The sequence below is a fragment of the Anaerococcus obesiensis genome, assembly GCF_016599815.1.
GTDB classification, from domain to species: Bacteria; Bacillota; Clostridia; order Tissierellales; family Peptoniphilaceae; genus Anaerococcus; species Anaerococcus vaginalis.
Map to the genome: position 1 here is coordinate 1,168,787 of NZ_CP067016.1, position 18,090 is coordinate 1,186,876.

16 protein-coding genes and 5 pseudogenes are annotated in these 18,090 nt (G+C 32.5%); all 21 read left to right on the forward strand.

Translation table 11 applies throughout. The annotated features are described in order from the left end of the window. Window positions 1-19 precede the first annotated feature (19 nt). The 21 genes and pseudogenes from I6H46_RS05850 to I6H46_RS05955 all read left to right on the forward strand — a co-directional run bounded on the left by I6H46_RS05850 (window position 20) and on the right by I6H46_RS05955 (window position 18,089). The gene (locus tag I6H46_RS05850) at window positions 20-1,858 is read left to right on the forward strand and encodes a recombinase family protein (protein WP_001243447.1); all 1,839 of its coding nucleotides are present in this window, start codon (window positions 20-22) and stop codon (window positions 1,856-1,858) included. 75 nt (window positions 1,859-1,933) lie between these two features. Next, on the forward strand, window positions 1,934-2,506 hold the full coding sequence (locus I6H46_RS05855; protein WP_000079884.1) for a TetR/AcrR family transcriptional regulator: 573 nt from the start codon (window positions 1,934-1,936) through the stop codon (window positions 2,504-2,506). A gap of 50 nt (window positions 2,507-2,556) precedes the next feature. Then, window positions 2,557-3,075 carry a ClbS/DfsB family four-helix bundle protein gene (locus tag I6H46_RS05860; protein WP_000708365.1) on the forward strand — a complete coding sequence of 173 codons (519 nt, stop codon included), beginning with the start codon at window positions 2,557-2,559 and terminating at the stop codon, window positions 3,073-3,075. A 140-nt stretch (window positions 3,076-3,215) separates the two neighbouring features. Continuing rightward, window positions 3,216-4,955 (forward strand): ABC transporter ATP-binding protein, encoded by a 1,740-nt coding sequence (locus tag I6H46_RS05865; RefSeq protein ID WP_002842637.1) that lies wholly within the window; start codon window positions 3,216-3,218, stop codon window positions 4,953-4,955. After that, a complete protein-coding gene (locus tag I6H46_RS05870; protein ID WP_004838399.1) occupies window positions 4,948-6,657 on the forward strand; it encodes an ABC transporter ATP-binding protein in 1,710 nt (569 codons plus the stop codon). The genes I6H46_RS05865 and I6H46_RS05870 overlap by 8 nt, the downstream gene beginning before the upstream one ends. Window positions 6,658-6,659: 2 nt before the next feature. Beyond that, the gene (locus I6H46_RS05875; RefSeq protein WP_002842626.1) at window positions 6,660-8,165 is read left to right on the forward strand and encodes an ABC transporter ATP-binding protein; all 1,506 of its coding nucleotides are present in this window, start codon (window positions 6,660-6,662) and stop codon (window positions 8,163-8,165) included. Between the two features lies 1 nt (window position 8,166). Further along, window positions 8,167-8,871: an energy-coupling factor transporter transmembrane component T gene (locus I6H46_RS05880; protein ID WP_025194627.1), complete on the forward strand. Its 705-nt coding sequence runs from the start codon at window positions 8,167-8,169 to the stop codon at window positions 8,869-8,871. 10 nt (window positions 8,872-8,881) lie between these two features. Beyond that, window positions 8,882-9,466, forward strand: a pseudogene (locus I6H46_RS05885) (MptD family putative ECF transporter S component). Window positions 9,467-9,731: 265 nt separating this feature from the next. Beyond that, window positions 9,732-10,148, forward strand: a complete 417-nt coding sequence (locus tag I6H46_RS05890; protein ID WP_001074477.1) for a sigma factor-like helix-turn-helix DNA-binding protein — start codon at window positions 9,732-9,734, stop codon at window positions 10,146-10,148. Between the two features lie 83 nt (window positions 10,149-10,231). Then, a complete protein-coding gene (locus I6H46_RS05895) occupies window positions 10,232-10,561 on the forward strand; it encodes a DUF3847 domain-containing protein (protein ID WP_009346081.1) in 330 nt (109 codons plus the stop codon). A 242-nt stretch (window positions 10,562-10,803) separates the two neighbouring features. Further along, window positions 10,804-12,452: pseudogene (mobQ, locus tag I6H46_RS05900) on the forward strand (MobQ family relaxase). 2 nt (window positions 12,453-12,454) lie between these two features. Next, window positions 12,455-13,245: pseudogene (locus I6H46_RS05905) on the forward strand (phage replisome organizer N-terminal domain-containing protein). A gap of 132 nt (window positions 13,246-13,377) precedes the next feature. Further along, window positions 13,378-13,701, forward strand: a complete 324-nt coding sequence (locus I6H46_RS05915) for a hypothetical protein (protein WP_004830093.1) — start codon at window positions 13,378-13,380, stop codon at window positions 13,699-13,701. A 71-nt stretch (window positions 13,702-13,772) separates the two neighbouring features. Next, window positions 13,773-14,779, forward strand: a pseudogene (locus I6H46_RS05920) (ORF6N domain-containing protein). Between the two features lie 109 nt (window positions 14,780-14,888). After that, window positions 14,889-15,074, forward strand: a complete 186-nt coding sequence (locus I6H46_RS05925; protein ID WP_002842105.1) for a transposon-encoded TnpW family protein — start codon at window positions 14,889-14,891, stop codon at window positions 15,072-15,074. Between the two features lie 11 nt (window positions 15,075-15,085). Then, window positions 15,086-15,901, forward strand: a pseudogene (locus I6H46_RS05930) (VirD4-like conjugal transfer protein, CD1115 family); the annotation flags it as partial. An 18-nt stretch (window positions 15,902-15,919) separates the two neighbouring features. Further along, on the forward strand, window positions 15,920-16,195 hold the full coding sequence (locus I6H46_RS05935) for a hypothetical protein (protein WP_019118563.1): 276 nt from the start codon (window positions 15,920-15,922) through the stop codon (window positions 16,193-16,195). A gap of 191 nt (window positions 16,196-16,386) precedes the next feature. Further along, window positions 16,387-16,698, forward strand: a complete 312-nt coding sequence (locus tag I6H46_RS05940) for a single-stranded DNA-binding protein (protein ID WP_200225584.1) — start codon at window positions 16,387-16,389, stop codon at window positions 16,696-16,698. Window position 16,699: 1 nt separating this feature from the next. Further along, window positions 16,700-16,915, forward strand: coding sequence for a Maff2 family mobile element protein (locus tag I6H46_RS05945; protein ID WP_012797151.1), 216 nt, complete (start codon window positions 16,700-16,702; stop codon window positions 16,913-16,915). Between the two features lie 10 nt (window positions 16,916-16,925). Beyond that, complete coding sequence (locus tag I6H46_RS05950; protein WP_000466917.1) at window positions 16,926-17,789, forward strand: VirB6/TrbL-like conjugal transfer protein, CD1112 family; 864 nt, start codon at window positions 16,926-16,928, stop codon at window positions 17,787-17,789. A 9-nt stretch (window positions 17,790-17,798) separates the two neighbouring features. Then, window positions 17,799-18,089 (forward strand): hypothetical protein, encoded by a 291-nt coding sequence (locus I6H46_RS05955; protein WP_000914151.1) that lies wholly within the window; start codon window positions 17,799-17,801, stop codon window positions 18,087-18,089. Window position 18,090: the final 1 nt, after the last annotated feature.

Sequence of the window (18,090 nt, forward strand, 5' to 3'; positions counted from 1 at the left end):
TAAGAGAAAGGGGGTAAAAATGAGGAATTTTGAAAAGATAACAGCACTCTATGAGAGATTAAGTCGTGATGATGAACTGCAAGGAGAGAGTAACTCTATCATCAATCAGAAAAAAATATTGGAAGAATACGCAAGCAAAAATAATTTGTCAAACATCATTCACTTTACAGATGATGGAATCAGTGGAACGCAGTTTGACAGACCGGGATTTATGGCAATGATGAACGGAGTCAATCAAGGAAATATTGGTTGTATCATTGTAAAAGATATGAGCAGACTTGGCAGAGATTATCTCAAAGTCGGTCAATGTATGGAGATACTAAGACAAAAGGGCGTAAGACTAATCGCTATCAATGACAATGTAGATAGTTTTTACAGAGAAGATGATTTTACCCCTTTTAGAAATATCATGAACGAATGGTATGCAAGAGATACATCAAGAAAAATCCAATCGACTTTCAGGTCAAAAGGCGAAAGTGGGAAACATACTGCAAGTACACCGCCTTATGGCTATATCAAAGATGAAAAAGATAAAAACAAGTGGATAGTAGATGAAAAAGCAGCAGAGATAGTAAGGCGAATATTTAACCTGACCATGCAAGGAAATGGTCCGTATCGAATAGCAAAGATATTGGAGAGTGAAAAAGTAGATATACCAGCCTATCATCAACAGAAATTAGGCTATGGACTATATCAAAGCAAAAACTTTGAACATCCCTATCGTTGGTGCAGCTCAACCATAGCAAGCATTTTAAAGAAACAGGAATACTTGGGACATACAGTCAATTTCAAAACAAGAAAACACTTCAAGGACAAGAAAAGCAAATATGTATCCGAGGATAACTGGCTTATTTTTGAAAATACACACGAGCCAATTATAGATCAAGAAACCTTTGACAATGTGCAAAGGATAAGAGGAAATGTAAAAAGGTATCCTGACGGTTGGGGAGAATATCACCCACTCACAGGACTGATGTATTGTGCAGATTGTGGAAGTAAAATGTATGTTCATAGAACAAGCAATTACAAAAATATACCCTATTACACTTGCAGTGCCTATACTAAAACACCTTGTGGCATGCTTTGTCCATCAGCACACAGAATAAAAGCGGAAGTAGTCTTAAATTTAATACAAGACACACTAAAAGATATTAAAAAATACCTTGATGAAGATAATGAAGCCTTTATCTGTTCCATTCAAAATGAAATGGAAGAAAAAGAAAAAATAGAGATAGAAAAGAAAAAGGTAAGATTAACGGAAAGCCAAAACAGACTTAGGGAACTCGAACGACTTATGTGCAGAATTTACGAAGATATGATCCTTAACAAAATACCAAATAGCAGATATGAGATACTAAACAATCAATATGAAACAGAGCAGATAACTTTAAGCAAAGAGATCAAAGATTTAGAGCAGCAGGTATCAAGATATGAAAAAGAAACAGACAGAGCAAGAAAATTTATATCTCTTATCAGTCGTTATGAAAACTTTGATGAACTTACAACTACAATGATAAATGAGTTTGTAGAAAAGATTATCGTACATGAAAGAGATAGAAAAGGAAGTCAGACATCAAAGCAAAAGATAGAAATTTACTTTAATTTCATAGGTAATTACGAACTACCACAGGCGGAGTTAAGCGAAGAAAAAAAACAAAAACTTGAGGAAGAAGAAAGAAAAATCGAAGAAAGAAAAGACAAGCTACATCAAAATTACCTAAAGCGTAAAGCGAGTGGAAAACAGAAAGAGTATGAAGATAAATATAAGGCAAGAAGAGAACAGAAGAAACAGGAGAAAATAAAGGTTTTGAAAAGAGTGGGGATACCGGTGAGTGAGTATATAAAAACAAATATTTAAATCTATCTTGACAAATATTGAATTTTAATTTATTATTAAATGTAGATTCAGTATTGGAATAGAAAGAGGTGTGCTATGGCACAAGTATTAAAAGAAGAAGTTAGAAATAGAATACTCGAAGCAGCAGAAAAAGTATTTTATAAAAAGGATTATAGAGGTGCCAAATTAACAGAAATTGCAAAAGAAGCAGATATTCCTGTGGCACTAATTTATACCTATTTCAAAAATAAGGCAGTTTTGTTTGATGCAGTAGTAAGTTCTGTTTATATAAACTTCGAGTCAGCTTTTAATGAGGAAGAATCTTTGGAAAAAGGTTCTGCTTCTGAAAGGTTTGATGAAGTTGGAGAAAATTATATTCATGAACTTTTAAAAGATCGTAAGAAGTTAATTATTTTAATGGATAAAAGCTCAGGTACAAAGCATACAGAAGCAAAACAAAAACTCATATCGCAAATGCAGGTTCATATTGAAGTAAGTTTAAAAAGACAATCGAAACAGGAATATGATCCAATGCTTGCCCATATTTTAGCCAGTAACTTTACAGAGGGACTTCTTGAAATAGCAAGGCATTATCAAAGTGAAAAGTGGGCAAAAGATATGCTAAAACTTATTGCAAAGTGTTATTACAAGGGAGTGGAATCATTGTAAGTTGATTTGATATTTAAATGCGATAAATTTAAATTTTTGGAGGAGATATTTTGAAGATATATAAAGATAAAGAAGAACTGAAATCTGAGATAAATAAAAGTTTTGAAAAGTATATTTCTGAATTTGATATTATTCCTGAATCTCTCAAAGATAAGAGAGTCCCTGAAGTTGACAGAACACCAGCAGAAAATCTTGCTTATCAACTCGGATGGACAACATTAGTTTTGAAATGGGAAAAAGATGAGAAAAACGGTTTTGAAGTAAAGACACCGTCGGATATGTTTAAATGGAATCAACTTGGAGAATTATATCAGTGGTTTACCGATACTTATGCTCATTTATCGATAGAAGAATTAAAGAAACGATTGAAAGAAAATATTATATCTATCTATACAATGATTGATACACTAAGTGAAGAAGAATTATTTCAACCGCATATGAGAAAATGGGCTGATGAAGCTACTAAAACAGCGACATGGGAAGTTTATAAGTTTATTCATGTTAATACGGTTGCCCCTTTTGGAACGTTTAGAACTAAGATTAGAAAATGGAAAAAGATTGTGCTATAATTTTTGATTTGCTGATACAGTAATTTAAAAAAATATAGTGATCGGATAAAATAGACTTTGCGTAATCAGCAAAGTCTTACTTTAAACCTTAATACTGAATTAAAATTCAATATTATTCAATTTTGAAAGGAGAGTTGTTCATGCCGGAAAAAGAATTAAGGAAAAAAGTGATTGGGAAAAATAGTTTATCCAATTCACTTCTTGCTTTAAAAATAGTATTTGATTTGATACCACAAATCTTACTTGTATATTTGATTAGTTCTTTAATCACAAACAATATTAACGAAGGTAATTTAAAGTATATATTCTTGGGAATCTTTATATCGTTTGTATTAAAAGGAGTGTTTTATTATTTTGCAACAAAGGTTGCCCATGAGAAAGCATACGAAAAATTAACAGAACTTAGGTTAGATATTATCGGTCATCTGAAAAAACTAAGTTTGGGATTCTTTAAAGAACATAATACAGGAGAGCTTACCAACATTGTTCAACATGATGTAGAGCAAGTGGAAGTATACCTTGCCCATGGTCTTCCTGAAATAATGGCAGTTACACTTCTGCCTACCATTATTTTTGTAGCTATGATTTTTGTGGATTGGCGTCTTGCTCTTGGGATGATTGCCGGAGTTCCACTCATGTATTTGGTAAAAGTTCTTTCACAGAAAACAATGGATAAAAACTTTGCGATTTACTTCAATCATGAAAACAGAATGAGAGAAGAGCTAATGGAATATGTAAAAAATATTTCTGTGATTAAGGCTTTTGCTAAAGAAGAGGAAATTAGTGAAAGAACATTAAAAACGGCAAGAGAATATATTTACTGGGTTAAAAAGAGCATGGGGATGGTTACAATTCCAATGGGACTCATTGACATATTTATGGAAATTGGAGTGGTTATTGTCATGATTTTGGGAAGCATATTTCTTTATCATGGAAATATTACAACGCCTAATTTTATCCTTGCCATTATTTTATCGTCTGCTTTTACTGCTTCTATAAGTAAGACAGCTACATTGCAACATTTTTCTATTGTGTTTAAGGAAGCGTTAAAGGCGATAGGGAAAGTATTAACAGTTCCACTTCCAAACAAAAAGACAGAACAAGGTTTAGAATTTGGAAACATAGAATTTAAAGATGTGAATTTTGCATACGGAAAAGATAGCTTTGAGCTTAAAAATATCAATTTGAATTTTAAGAAAAATAGTTTGAACGCCTTTGTAGGAGCAAGCGGTTGTGGAAAGAGTACGGTATCTAATTTGCTTATGGGATTTTGGGATGCAGATGAAGGACAAATACTGATAAATGGAAAAGATATAAAAGAATATAGTCAAGAAAATATCTCAATGCTGATTGGTAGTGTGCAACAAGAAGTTATCCTTTTTGACTTAAGTATTTTTGAAAATATAGCAATTGGAAAACTAAATGCAACAAAAGAAGAAGTCATAGAAGCTGCTAAAAAAGCAAGATGCCATGATTTTATTTCAGCATTGCCAAATGGATATGAAACACGAGTAGGTGAAATGGGAGTTAAGTTATCCGGTGGAGAAAAACAAAGAATCTCTATAGCAAGAATGATACTGAAAAATGCACCGATTTTAATATTAGATGAAGCAATGGCGGCTGTTGATAGTGAAAATGAAAGACTTATCGGCGAAGCAATTGACGATTTAAGCAAGGATAAAACCATCATTACAATTGCTCATCATCTAAATACGATTAGAGATTCAGACCAAATTATTGTTATGGATAAGGGTGTTGTTCTTGATGCAGGAAGCCATGAAGAGCTGATGAAAAGATGTGATTTTTATAAGGATATGGTTGAAGCACAGAACAAGGTAGATAGATGGAATTTGAAAGAGGTGGTAACAGAAAATGTTTAGAGAAATGTTAAAACTACTTACAAAAACTGGCAAGAGAGATTTGATTATATCGAGTGTATTCTTTGCCCTTTATGGACTAAGCTCCATAGCTATGATTGTGATCGTATTTTCTATACTGTTCCAAATATTCGATGGAACGAGCTTAGCAAGTCTATATAAATATTTTATTGCGATTGGATTACTTGTAGTGTTCAAAGGTATTTGTAATATGGTTGCAGATATGAAAAAGCATAGTGCAGGTTTTGATATTGTTCAGCAAATCAGAGAACGCATGATTATCAAATTAAAAAAATTCAGCTTAGGATTTTATACCAACGAAAGACTGGGCGAGATCAATACAATTTTACACAAAGATGTTGATAATATGTCCCTTGTTGTAGGACACATGTGGTCAAGAATGTTTGGTGATTTTTTGATAGGTGCAGTCGTATTTGTTGGTCTTGCAAGTATTGATTTCAAACTTGCTATTATTATGGCTGTATCTGTTCCGATTGCACTTATCTTTCTATATCTGACAATTAAGCAATCTGAAAAAATAGAAAATCAGAACAACTCAGCACTTCTTGATATGGTTAGCTTATTTGTTGAATATGTTAGAGGAATACCTGTACTAAAGAGTTTTTCAAACAATAAGAGCTTAGATAATGAGCTTATGAACAAAACGAAAAAGTTCGGAGAAACAAGTAAAGCAGCTTCAAGATTCAAGGCAAAACAGTTATCTATATTTGGTTTTTTACTGGATATTGGATATTTAGTTCTTTTAATTGCAGGAGCAATACTTGTTATAAAGGGAAATCTCGATGTGCTTAATTTTATTATCTTTGCGGTAATTTCAAAAGAGTTTTATAAGCCGTTCGCTTCTATGGAACAACACTATATGAACTATGTTTCGGCGGTAGATAGTTACGAAAGACTTTCAAGAATTTTATATGCAGATGTAATCCCGGATAAAGTGAATGGAATTGTTCCGAAAGATAATGATATAGCTTTTGATAACATTGGATTTTCCTATGAAAAAGATGAATTTAAAATGGAAAAATTGAGCTTTTCTATTGCTGAAAAAACAATGACAGCCTTAGTTGGAGAATCAGGTAGTGGAAAGACCACTATAACCAACTTACTTCTAAGATTTTATGATGTGCATAAAGGAAAAATTACACTCGGAGGAATTGATATAAGGGATATTCCTTATGATGAGCTTTTAGACCGTATTAGCATTGTCATGCAGAATGTTCAATTGTTTGATAACACGATTGAAGAAAATATCAGAGTAGGTAAAAAAGGAGCTACAAAAGAGGAAATCATTGAAGCTGCAAAGAAAGCAAGAATACATGATTTCATTATGAGTTTACCAAAAGGTTATGAAACTGATATTGGCGAAAATGGAGGAATTTTATCAGGTGGACAAAGACAAAGAATATCTATTGCAAGAGCTTTTCTAAAAGATGCACCGATTTTAATTCTTGATGAAATGACAAGTAATGTTGATCCTGTAAATGAATCTTTGATACAGGATGCTATTACAGAACTTGCAAAGAATAGAACTGTACTTGTAGTGGCTCATCATTTAAAAACAATTCAAAAAGCTGACCAAATTCTCGTATTTCAAAAAGGAAATTTACTTGAAAAAGGAAAGCATGGTGAACTTCTTGCAAAAAATGGTTACTACACAAAATTATGGAAAGCTCAGTATGAGGTATAACCATGATTTTGCTAAAAAATGTTTATTATGAATGGGAAGATGGACGAACTGCTTTAAAAAATGTCAATCTTGAAATTAGAAAAGGTGAATTTGTTTTAATTTCAGGGAAAAGTGGAAGTGGTAAAAGTACTCTTGGAAGTGTGATGAATGGTCTTATTCCACATTATTACAAAGGCAAAATGAAAGGGGAAGCCTTTGCGTCCGGAAAAGATATAAGCAAATTATCGCTTCATGAAATAGGGCGTATTGTAGGTACTGTATTTCAAGATCCAAGAAGTCAATTTTTCACGACAACGACAGATGAAGAAATAGCTTTTGGGCTTCAAACTATCTGCAAATCAAGATATGAAATCAAACAGAGAGTAGAAGAAGTATATGCAGAGCTGGATATTGAGGAACTGAAAGGAAAATCTGTTTTTGAATTATCAAGCGGGCAGAAACAAAAGATAGCTATTGCAAGCATCTATGCAATGAATCCGAAAGTTTTAATTTTAGATGAGCCTTCAGCAAATTTGGATATGAAAGCAACATTTGACCTATTTTTAATTTTGGAAAAATTAAAGAAAAAGGGAACAACTGTTGTTCTAATTGAACATCGTTTGTACTATGTAAAATCTTTATTTGACCGTTTTCTTTTGGTTAAAGATGGAGAGATTGCACAGGACTTGAGTCGGGAAGAAGTTATCCATCTTGAAGGGAAGTTTTGGGATGATAATGGACTAAGAACTCTTGAATTAAAAGAATACAGGATAAGTGAGAAGAAAGATTTATATCAATTAAATGATGAAAGTATCAGTGGGAAAGGCTTGAAATTTTGTTACCCAAGTGCAACTAAGGTTGGAAATAAGCAAAATCAATACATCTTAAATCATCTTGATTTCAATATGGAGTGCGGAATAGCCATTGGTCTTATCGGCTTAAATGGTACCGGAAAAACTACCTTTGCAAGAGTGATTTCAGGACTTGAGAAGATAAAAGAGGGGAAGATATGGACGGGGAAAGATAATTCGCTTAATCATAAAGATTTAATGGATATGTCATATTTTGTCTTTCAAGATTCAGACTATCAGTTGTTTTCGGAAAGTGTACTTGATGAAATGCTGCTTGGTATTTCAAGTAAAGATAAAAAAGAAAATACTCAAAAGGCAAAGTCTATTTTGAATGTACTTGGCTTAGATAAATACATTGATAAGCATCCGTTTGCTTTATCAAGAGGAGAAAAACAAAGACTCACAATAGCTTGTGGAATGATGAAACAGGCAAAAGTTTTTATCTATGATGAACCAACATCAGGTTGTGATAAAGACTCAATGCTTTCAGTGGCAAAATTAATTGAAGAACAATTAAAAAATGGAACAACAGTTTTGGTGATAAGTCATGATTTTGAGTTTTTAGCGAACACAGTGAGTAAGCTCTGGGTAATGGGAGATGGAAAAATAGAAAGTGTTTTGAATATGAGTGAAAGTAATAAAATTCTCATATTGGACAAGATGAGAGGAGGTAGATAACTTGATGGATAGAAAAACAGTCGATCCGAGAATAAAACTTACTCTACTTCCAATTGTTGGATTTACGAGCTTTTTTATAAGCGATACAATTCTACTTTTCGGACTGATTCTCTTTGCCTTTTTTCTGTATGTATACAGCAGTATGTGGAAAAGAGCATTACGCTTTATTTTGTTTTTTGTGATTTTATACTGCATAGAGTTATGGCTTGGAAAGTTTTGTGAAGCAAGTATCGTATTTGCAATATATATGTTTATTTACTTTGCATCAAGGATGACCTTAATTGCTATGTTTGGTGGATATATAACAAAGACTACAAGTGTAAGTGAAATGCTTGAAGCATTAAATAGAATGAAAGTACCAAGAAGCATTGGTATACCTTTTAGTGTTTTGCTTAGGTTTGTACCAACTATAAAAATAGAACTCAAGGCATTAAAAGAGAATATGAAGATTCGAGGAATCGTAACAAGTAGATTTTTTCCCTTGCTACATCCAATTAAATATATTGAATATACGCTTGTTCCGCTTTTAATGAGAATGATTAAGATTTCAGATGAACTGTCAGCTTCAGCACTCATTAGAGGACTTGATAGTGATGAGAACAGGGTTACATTAACAAAATTGAGGTTTAGAACAACGGATTTGTTGATTGGACTATTAGGAGCTTTGATGATTGCTCTTGTGATAGTAATACAGAAAATTTATTAGGAGGACTTTTATGAAAAACAAATTAAATGGTCGTGATTTTATTACAATCGGAATCTTTAATGCAATTGGAATTGTCATATACATGGCGGTTGCATTTGCTATGGCAACAACAGTGATTGGAGGATTTATTGCTTCAGGAGTTAGCTTTATGGTAGCTGCTACCGTTTATATCCTTATGGCTTTGAAAGTTAAAAAGAAGGGCGTATTTACAATATCAGGAACGCTTCTTGGTTTAATTGCATTGTCAGGAGGACATTTGCCTCATGCAGTCTTTGCTGTAATCGGTGGAATTATATGTGATTTGATTATAGGAAATTATGAGAGCAAGGGACGAATGATTATTGGATAGGGGATATTTGCATTAGCGGATTTTTTAGGGACAGTAATTCCTGTGATTTTATTCGGAACAGCTTCTTTTGTGGAAAGAGCATCAAAATGGAAAATGAGTGAAGCACAAATAAATGAAGCATTATCTTATTTCAAAGTTTCATGGGCAGTAGGCTTTGCCTTGATAACATTTGTTCTTGCTTGCATAGGAGCATTCGTTGCAACAAAGATACTCAAAAAGCATTTTGAAAAAGCAGGAGTGATTTAATAATAAATTTACTTAGGAGGGAAAATAATGGAGGGATAATTATGTCAAAACTTATAGTTTCGGTTTTCACAGAACGATATAATTATCCTTTTTTATTCTTGGAATTGCTTACACATAGCAATAATACTTTACCAGAAACGACCAAATAGAAAATTATATAAAACATTAGTTTTTAAGCCGAGAGGACTTTTTACGCCAAAGTGTAGAAGTCCTCCTTTTTTATTCTCAAAACCAAAACAGAGAACTTAAAAAGGAGGATGACTAAGTGGCAAAGAAAGAATATTACCTTTATGTAAAAGGCAAAGCCGTACCTGTAAGTGAAGAAGTCTACAAAGCCTATTGGAAGATAACAGAGCATGAAAAGTATCTCCAAAGAAAAGATTGGAAGCATAATGTAATACCATTTTCGGCACTGGATCATGATGGACACTTTGTAGATAACATCATAGATGAAAAGATAGACTTAGAAAAAATTGTAGAAGTAAAAATGCGAATTGAAGAACTTCATAAAGCATTAAATACTCTTACAAAAGAAGAACGAGAACTAATGGAAGCCATCTTCTACAAAGAAGAAAGTCTAAGGTCAATCAGCAGAAGAGAGAAAGTTACACATCAAGCAATCAGTGGGAGGAGGGATAGGATTTTAGAAAAACTGAGAAAGATTTTAGAAGATAAAATCTAAAAACTTGGAAAGGTTAAGTGTCAAAAAAGGTGCTTAACCTTTCTTTATGGAAACAAGCAGATACCAAAACGGAGGAATTAAAAATGAAGAAAGAAAAAACATTACAGGAAGTACAGGAACAAATTTCTGAACTTCAGGAAGAAAGAGAAAAGTGCGATGTAAAGCTGAAACAATTACAAAATCAAGGCAAAAAATTAGAAAAACTGGCAAATGAAAAGGAACGAAAAAGAAGAAATCACAGGCTCATACAAAGGGGATTGATAGTAGAAAGGGTCATTAAAAATCCTCTAATATTTACCAATGAGGAGATAGAAAAACTGTTAAATATCTCTACTCACACAGAAGAATACAGACAAGCCTATGAAGAAATGATAAATGGGAAAGATATGGAAGATGAAACAGACATAGAGTAGATAAAATAAAAGACCTTAGTTTTTTCAGAAGCTCCCTGCAAGGGCAAAAAGCTTCGCAGAACGCAAAGCACCCTTTAGGGTGTATAATTGCGCCCTTTGAAAAACTAAGGGATTTTAGCAAGTCTTTAAAATCCAAAACTTAATAAAAACATACGGATAAAGTAGATAGGAAAAGATACAAAAAATAACCTGTCTGCTTTTTCCTTTACCTGAAAACAAACAAAAATGAAAGGAGCTTAAAAGTGGCAGAAACATTTCACTTTAATATTTCTATGATAAGCAGAGGAAAAAGTAAATCGGCAGTTGCAAGTGCAGCATATATCTCTTGTGAGAAAATCAAAAATGAATGGGACGGAGAAGTTCACGATTACCATAATAAAAAGGGACTTTTACATTCAGAAATCTTCTTGCCGGAGAATGTTCCCATAGCATTAAAAGATAGAACTACATTATGGAACAGCGTTGAACTAAATGAGAAAGCAAGCAATGCACAGCTTGCAAGAAATTTTATCATTGCTCTACCAAAAGAATTATCCTTTGAAGAAACAAGAAACTCATTACCGACTTCATACAAGAACATTTTGTATCAAAAGGAATGATAGCAGACCTTGCAATCCATGATGAAAGTGATGAAGAAAATAATAATATCCATGCCCATATTATGACTACTCTTAGACCAATCAATGAAAAGGAGAGTGGCAGGCAAAAAGCAAAAAAGAATATATCCTTGATGAAAACGGAGAAAAGATAAAACTGAAAAGCGGAAACTATAAATCAAGAAAAGTAGAGCTGACAGACTGGAACAATAAAGGAAACGCAGAGAAATGGAGAGAGAATTTTGCAAGTCTTTGTAATCAGTATTTAGAAAAAATCATCAGGAAAAGAGAGTGGATCATCGTTCCTACAAAAGACAAGGGATAGAAGAAATTCCAACCATTCATATGGGAGCAAGTGCAAGTGCCTTAGAAAGAAAAGGCATTGAAACGGATAAGGGAAATATCAATAGAGAAATTAAAAAGCATAACTCCTTAGTAAAAGCCATTAAGAACAAGATAAAAGAAATCACTTTTTGGATAGGCTCGTTACTTGGAAGTCTGCAAGTAAAATATGATGAGTATAAACAGACCAAAAAAGATGAACTGGAGAACAAGGCGGAACTCTTTAATCTCTATGAGTATATTTCTATCTACAACGAAATACAGGGAGAAAAACAAAAAATCTATCCTACTATGGACAGATAAAAAAGGGAAATGCAGACCTAAAGAGATTTGTAAAAGCAATCTACTATTTGAAAGATAATCATCTTAAAACCATAGCCGACCTACAAGAAAAAGTCTTTGAACTGGCAAAGCAAAGTAAAAAAATAAGTGGTGATATTCAAGATAAAACACAAAGAATAAAAGACCTAAATCAATGTGTAAGTTGCATAGACTCTATCAAAGAAAATAAAGAAGTCTATCAGGAATACAAAAGCAAAACCATATTCAAAGACAGCTTTTACAATTCCCATAAAAAGGAAATAGATAAGTACCAAAGAGCAAGAAAGATTATAGAAAAATTTACCGGGACATCAGCCATAAAATTAAGTGATTGGCAAAAAGAAATATCAAGCCTTGAAAAAGAGATACAAGACTTAAGCGAAGATAAAGCTAAAGTACAAGATGAATTTAAGCAGATAGACCATATCAAATATGCAGTAAAGATTGTCAATGATGAGTATGGAATAGATTTATCCATAGAGATTGACAAGGCGATTAAGAGAGGAGATAAACCAAGCGTAATTGCACAACTGAAAAAATTCCAAGAGCAAGAGGAAATAAAGAGGCAGTACAAACAAAAAGCCAAGGAAAAGGCTAAAGAAAATTATAAAAATAAAGGGGAGGAAAGATAAAAATGGCAGACAACAGAAGATACTATTGGTTAAAATTGAAAGAAGATTTTTTTACAGATAAGAGAATCAAAAGGCTAAGAAAAATATCAGGAGGAGATACCTATACAATCATTTACCTCAAATTGCTTTTACTTAGCTTAAAAGATAGTGGGAAGCTGTATTATGACGGAGTAGAAACAGACTTTATCAAGGAGCTTGCATTAACGATTGATGAAACGGAAGATGATGTAATGGTTACAGTAAATTATCTTGTAGCACAAGGATTGATGGAGATAATCACAGAAAATGACGAGTATTTTTTAACAGAAATCCCAAGTCTTATAGGTTCAGAAACAGCTTCTACAAGGCGTTCAAGAAAATCGAGAGGACAAAAAGCGTTGCAATGCAACACCAGTGCAACACCTTGCAACCTTTTGCAACAAAACTGCAACGGAGATATAGAGATAGATAAAGAGATAGATATAGAGTTAGAGAAAGAGGGGGAGATAGAAAAAATATCCCCTCCCTTTATGGAGAATATAAAAATGTTTCCTTAACCGATGAAGAATATGGGAAGTTAAAGGATAAAATGCAAGGTCATAGGGAAGAAATGATAGAGAAGCTGTCAACCTATATGCAAAGCACGGGAAGAAACTATAAAGATCATTATGCGACCTTAGTTCATTGGTATGAGCAAGATAAAGGTAAATTAAAAGAAAGCCATAAATCAAAAGTATATACCTTTGAAGATTATGACAAGGGGAACACTTGTAGACCTCGTATAAGACGGTGGAAAGGTGTTTTAGAGCGTTAATGATAAAATAGGTATCAGACTATAGCTAAGTGTAAAATAGGGCTTAAAATTGCAGTATGAAAAAAATATCGTATTTATGATAAAATGATAGTGATATGGTAATAAACTCAGTTATAAGGAGAGGATATATAAATGCGAATTCAATTTACTGTAACCGATGAAGAACTTGAAATTTTAACTAAAAAAGCAATAGAGGGAGGTTTCCCAAGCGTTACTGAATATTGTAAGTGTAGCAGTTTACAAGAAAATACAAGCTATGCTGACCTATATACTACCTTATTAAACAAAATTAGCTCTTTACCGAAGGGCAAAGAATTTGTTTTGAGAGAGTTAATCGCAACACCGCCGGCATTGATTGGCAGATGGTTTTATGAAAATGTAAATAAGGGACTTGTAAAAAATGTGGAACACATCGGAAAAGCTGAAGGCGGAGTAGAAAAATATAAAAGAATATAAGACTTATTCAAAAAGCTACGCAGTGCGTGGCGAATTGGAAAAGAATTTAGATAATGTTGGAGGTGCATTTCATGGCAGAAGAAAATAAAGAGATAGTTATTGTAGATGATAAAACTATACAAGAAAAAATATATCTTATTCGTGGGCAAAAAGTAATGCTTGATGCAGATTTAGCTGAAATATATGGTTATGAAACAAAAACTTTAATAGACAGGTGAAAAACAACGCAGAAAAATTTGAAGGTGAAGACTTCATGTTCCAATTAACGGACGAAGAAATGGTAGAACTTTCAAGGTGCAAAAATTTCACCTTGAACAGAGGGACTGGTAGAGGAAGTAATATTAAATACAATCCTTATGCTTTTACAGAGCAGGGTATTTATATGCTTATGACTGTATTAAGGGGAGAACTTGCCGTTAAACAGAGCAAGGCTTTAATACGAATGTTTAAGCAGATGAAAGACTTCATCATTGAAAACCAAGATTTTATCGGTTCAAAAGAATTAGTACAAATAGCAATTCAAACAAATCAAAACACAAATGATATAGCTGAAATAAAGTCGCAAATGGCTACTAAAGAAGATTTGAAAAAGGTAATGGATAATTTTATAGACCCGGAAACATATAAACATTTCCTCTTGATGAATGGAGATAAGATAGAAGCTGATGTTGCCTATACAAAAATATATAAATCAGCAAAGAAAAGCATTTATGTTATAGATAACTATATAGGACTTAAAACATTGGAACTTTTAAGAGCTGCAAGAGATAAGACTCAAATCATAGTCTTTAGTGATAATGTTAAGAACAAGGATATGCTTACAAAAAACATCTTAGATGATTTTAGAAAAGACTATCCTAATATCAATCTTAAGATGAAAGTCGCAGGGGAAAAATATCACGATAGATATATAGCAATAGACTTTGGAACAGAAAATGAAGCCTTTTATCTTTGCGGAGCTTCGTCAAAGGATGCGGGAAATAAAATATCAAGTATTACCAAGATAGAAGAATCTTCTAAAGATATGTATCATACGATGTTTGGCGGAATGCTGAACAATAAGGATTTGAAAATTTAATATGTAAATGGTAAAGCGTTATTCAGTGAATAGCTATAAAACTTGTGAAAGGCGGTAGAAATAAAACTCTATCGTCTTTTTTAATTGCAACTAATAGGAGGAAAATAATATGCACGAAAATAAAAATGAACAGAATACAGGGATAAAAACTATAAAGAAAATTGGTAAAGCAACTTATGAGGTTGTTGTTCACTTTAATGAAAATGCGACTGAAACTATGCAAGATAAATTGAAAAGGATAATGCTTAGAGAAATGGAGCGAGAAAAAGATAAAAAACCTCATAAAAATGATTAGAAAGTCCTTGACAAGTTGTTACAGGAAAAACTGCCAAGTCAATTCTAATATCTTGTGGAGCAAGACTTGCACCTTTTGATATAAGAGAGCTTAGAGAACTAATGAGCGAAGATGAATTAGAACTCGATAAAATTGGAGATAGAAAAACTGCTTTATTTGTAATAATATCAGATACTGATGATACTTTTAACTTTGTAGTCTCAATAATGTATTCCCAATTATTTAATTTACTATGTGATAAGGCAGATGATGTGTATGGTGGAAGACTTCCAGTTCATGTTAGGTGTCTACTTGATGAGTTTGCAAATATTGGCTTAATTCCTAAATTTGAAAAATTAATAGCAACAATTCGTTCAAGAGAAATATCAGCAAGCATAATACTGCAAGCACAATCTCAATTAAAAGCAATTTACAAAGACCATGCAGATACAATAGTTGGTAACTGTGACTCCACACTCTTTTTAGGAGGAAAAGAAAAAACAACAGTAAAAGAATTATCAGAAACCTTAGGAAAAGAAACCATAGACCTATATAACACATCAGAAACAAGATCAAATCAAAAATCTTTTGGTCTAAATTACCAAAAGACTGGAAAGGAACTTATGAGCCAAGATGAAATAACTGTAATGGATGGTGGAAAGTGTATATACCAGCTGAGAGGAGTAAGACCTTTCTTGTCTGATAAATTTGATATTACAAAGCATAAGAATTACAAGTTGTTAGAAGATTATGATAAGAAGAACTTGTTTGATGTGGAAGAGTATCTAACAAATAGAGATAAGGTAAAGTTAAAATCAAGTTATAAAATAAATAGGTTAAACATTTGAGTTTATGGAGAAAGTAAAATGTGTGAAAATAGAAAATCATCTTTAATTATATTAAATATAAATGGTGAGCAGTTTATTCTAGAAAGTGATACGGAACTCACAAGGGATAAGAAAAATTATATTGAAGCAATATGTGAGACAATGTACGATGAAAACAATGAATGGTATGAAGATATATATGATATGTCCCCATATGATATAGCTGATCTATTTGAAAAAACAGTAAAAGAAGAAGTAGGAATAAATGTTAAATTTAAAGCGATAGATCTTGAAGTATCGATTTTAGAAGATTAGAAAGAAGGTATTAATAGGCGATAGAAATTAAAAACTCTATCGTCTTTTTTTATACTCAAAATTAGGAGGTTAAAATGATAAGGATAAGAAGTCCCACTTAAAACAATTTAATATATAAGGCATTTAGCGGTTGGAATTAACTGTTCAGTCGCTTTTTTAATTGAAATTTATAGATTAAGGAGAAGAAATTAATGGATAGAGAAATGATAAATATTAATGCAAATTTAGTTAAGGAAGCTGAATTTTCAGAATTTGAAAAAGATGGAGAAAGTGTTCAAGTAGCAAATTTTGCTCTTGTAAAAAATTATGGCAAGGGCAAAGAATATACAAATTGCTCAGTATATGGAGAAAAGGTAGAAATTGTAAAAGAATTTGAAAAAGGAGATCTAATCCATGTCTTTGGATATTTCAAAGAAAATCAAAAAGGAGATAAGGTCTACAAGAATTTTATAGTTAAATCACTAAATAAAATAGAAAATAAGAAAGAAAACGAGGAGGAATAATATGGAATTTTTTACAGCTGGAGTTGGAGTTTTAAAGACACTTGTAACTGCAATTGGTGCAGGTTTAGGTGCATGGGGAGTTATTAACTTAATGGAAGGTTATGGTAATGATAACCCTGGTGCTAAATCTCAAGGTATTAAGCAGCTTATGGCTGGTGGAGGAATTGTACTAATCGGTATTAAATTAATTCCACTACTTGCAAATGTTTTAAATTAGGAGAAAGTCTATGTTTGGTATCTTTGACAAGCTAACTGAATTTTTTAAGGATATGCTACTCGGAGGTATCAAAGCAAATCTTGAGTCCATGTTCTTAGATATAAATGACAAGGTAGGAGTTATTGCAACTGATGTTGGGAAGACACCAATGGGTTGGAATGGAGAAGTATACAACTTCATAAAAAACATTAATGATAATGTGATTGTTCCAATAGCAGGTCTTATCATAACAGCAGTTTTATGTATTGAACTCATAAATATGGTTATGCAAAAGAATAATATGCACGATACAGATACTTTTGAGTTTTTCAAATACATTATAAAGATGTTTATAGCAGTCTACCTTGCAAGCCATGCCTTTGAATTTTCAATGGCAGTCTTTGATGTGGCACAAAATCTTGTAAACAAAGCGGCAGGGGTAATTACTACTTCTGCCACTGTTTCAGGAGATCAGATAGTTGCAATGGTTGATACATTAAAAGAAAAAGAAATAGGTGAGCTTTTAATGATATTAGTTGAAACAAGCCTTGTAAGGATTGCAATTCAATGTATATCTTTAACTATTACCTTAATAGTATATGGGCGTATGTTTGAAATATATGTCTACTCATCAGTATCATCCATACCATTTGCGACTATGGGAAATAAAGAATGGGGTCAGATTGGAACAAATTATATCAAGGGACTTTTTGCCTTGGGACTACAAGGTTTGTTTTTGATGATATGTTTAGGTATCTACACCGTTTTAATAAGAACGGTACAGATTACAGATATTCACGCAAGCTTGTTTAGTATATTAGGATATGCTCTACTACTTGGACTTATGATGTTTAAGAGTGGAACAGTTGCAAAAAGTATTATGAATACGCACTAGGAGGAATAAATGTTAAAAAAGAAAAATTGTGCTTTATTGGGACTTGGAATTTTATTGGGAGGAACTTATGAAATCTTAAAAGAGAAGAAAAGAAATGAAGAGATTAGAAACTTAAAGAGGAGAATAAATAGACTCGGAAGATGTCACAATGAATTTGTTATGTATCAAGGAGAATACAATGACAGAAATGAAGAAAAACAAGAAGAATTAGAAGAAAGAATTAACTACCTAGAAGAGGAAACAACATCTAATTATGACCATATACTTGAACTTTCTAAAGAAGAAGTAGAGGGAGATTAAA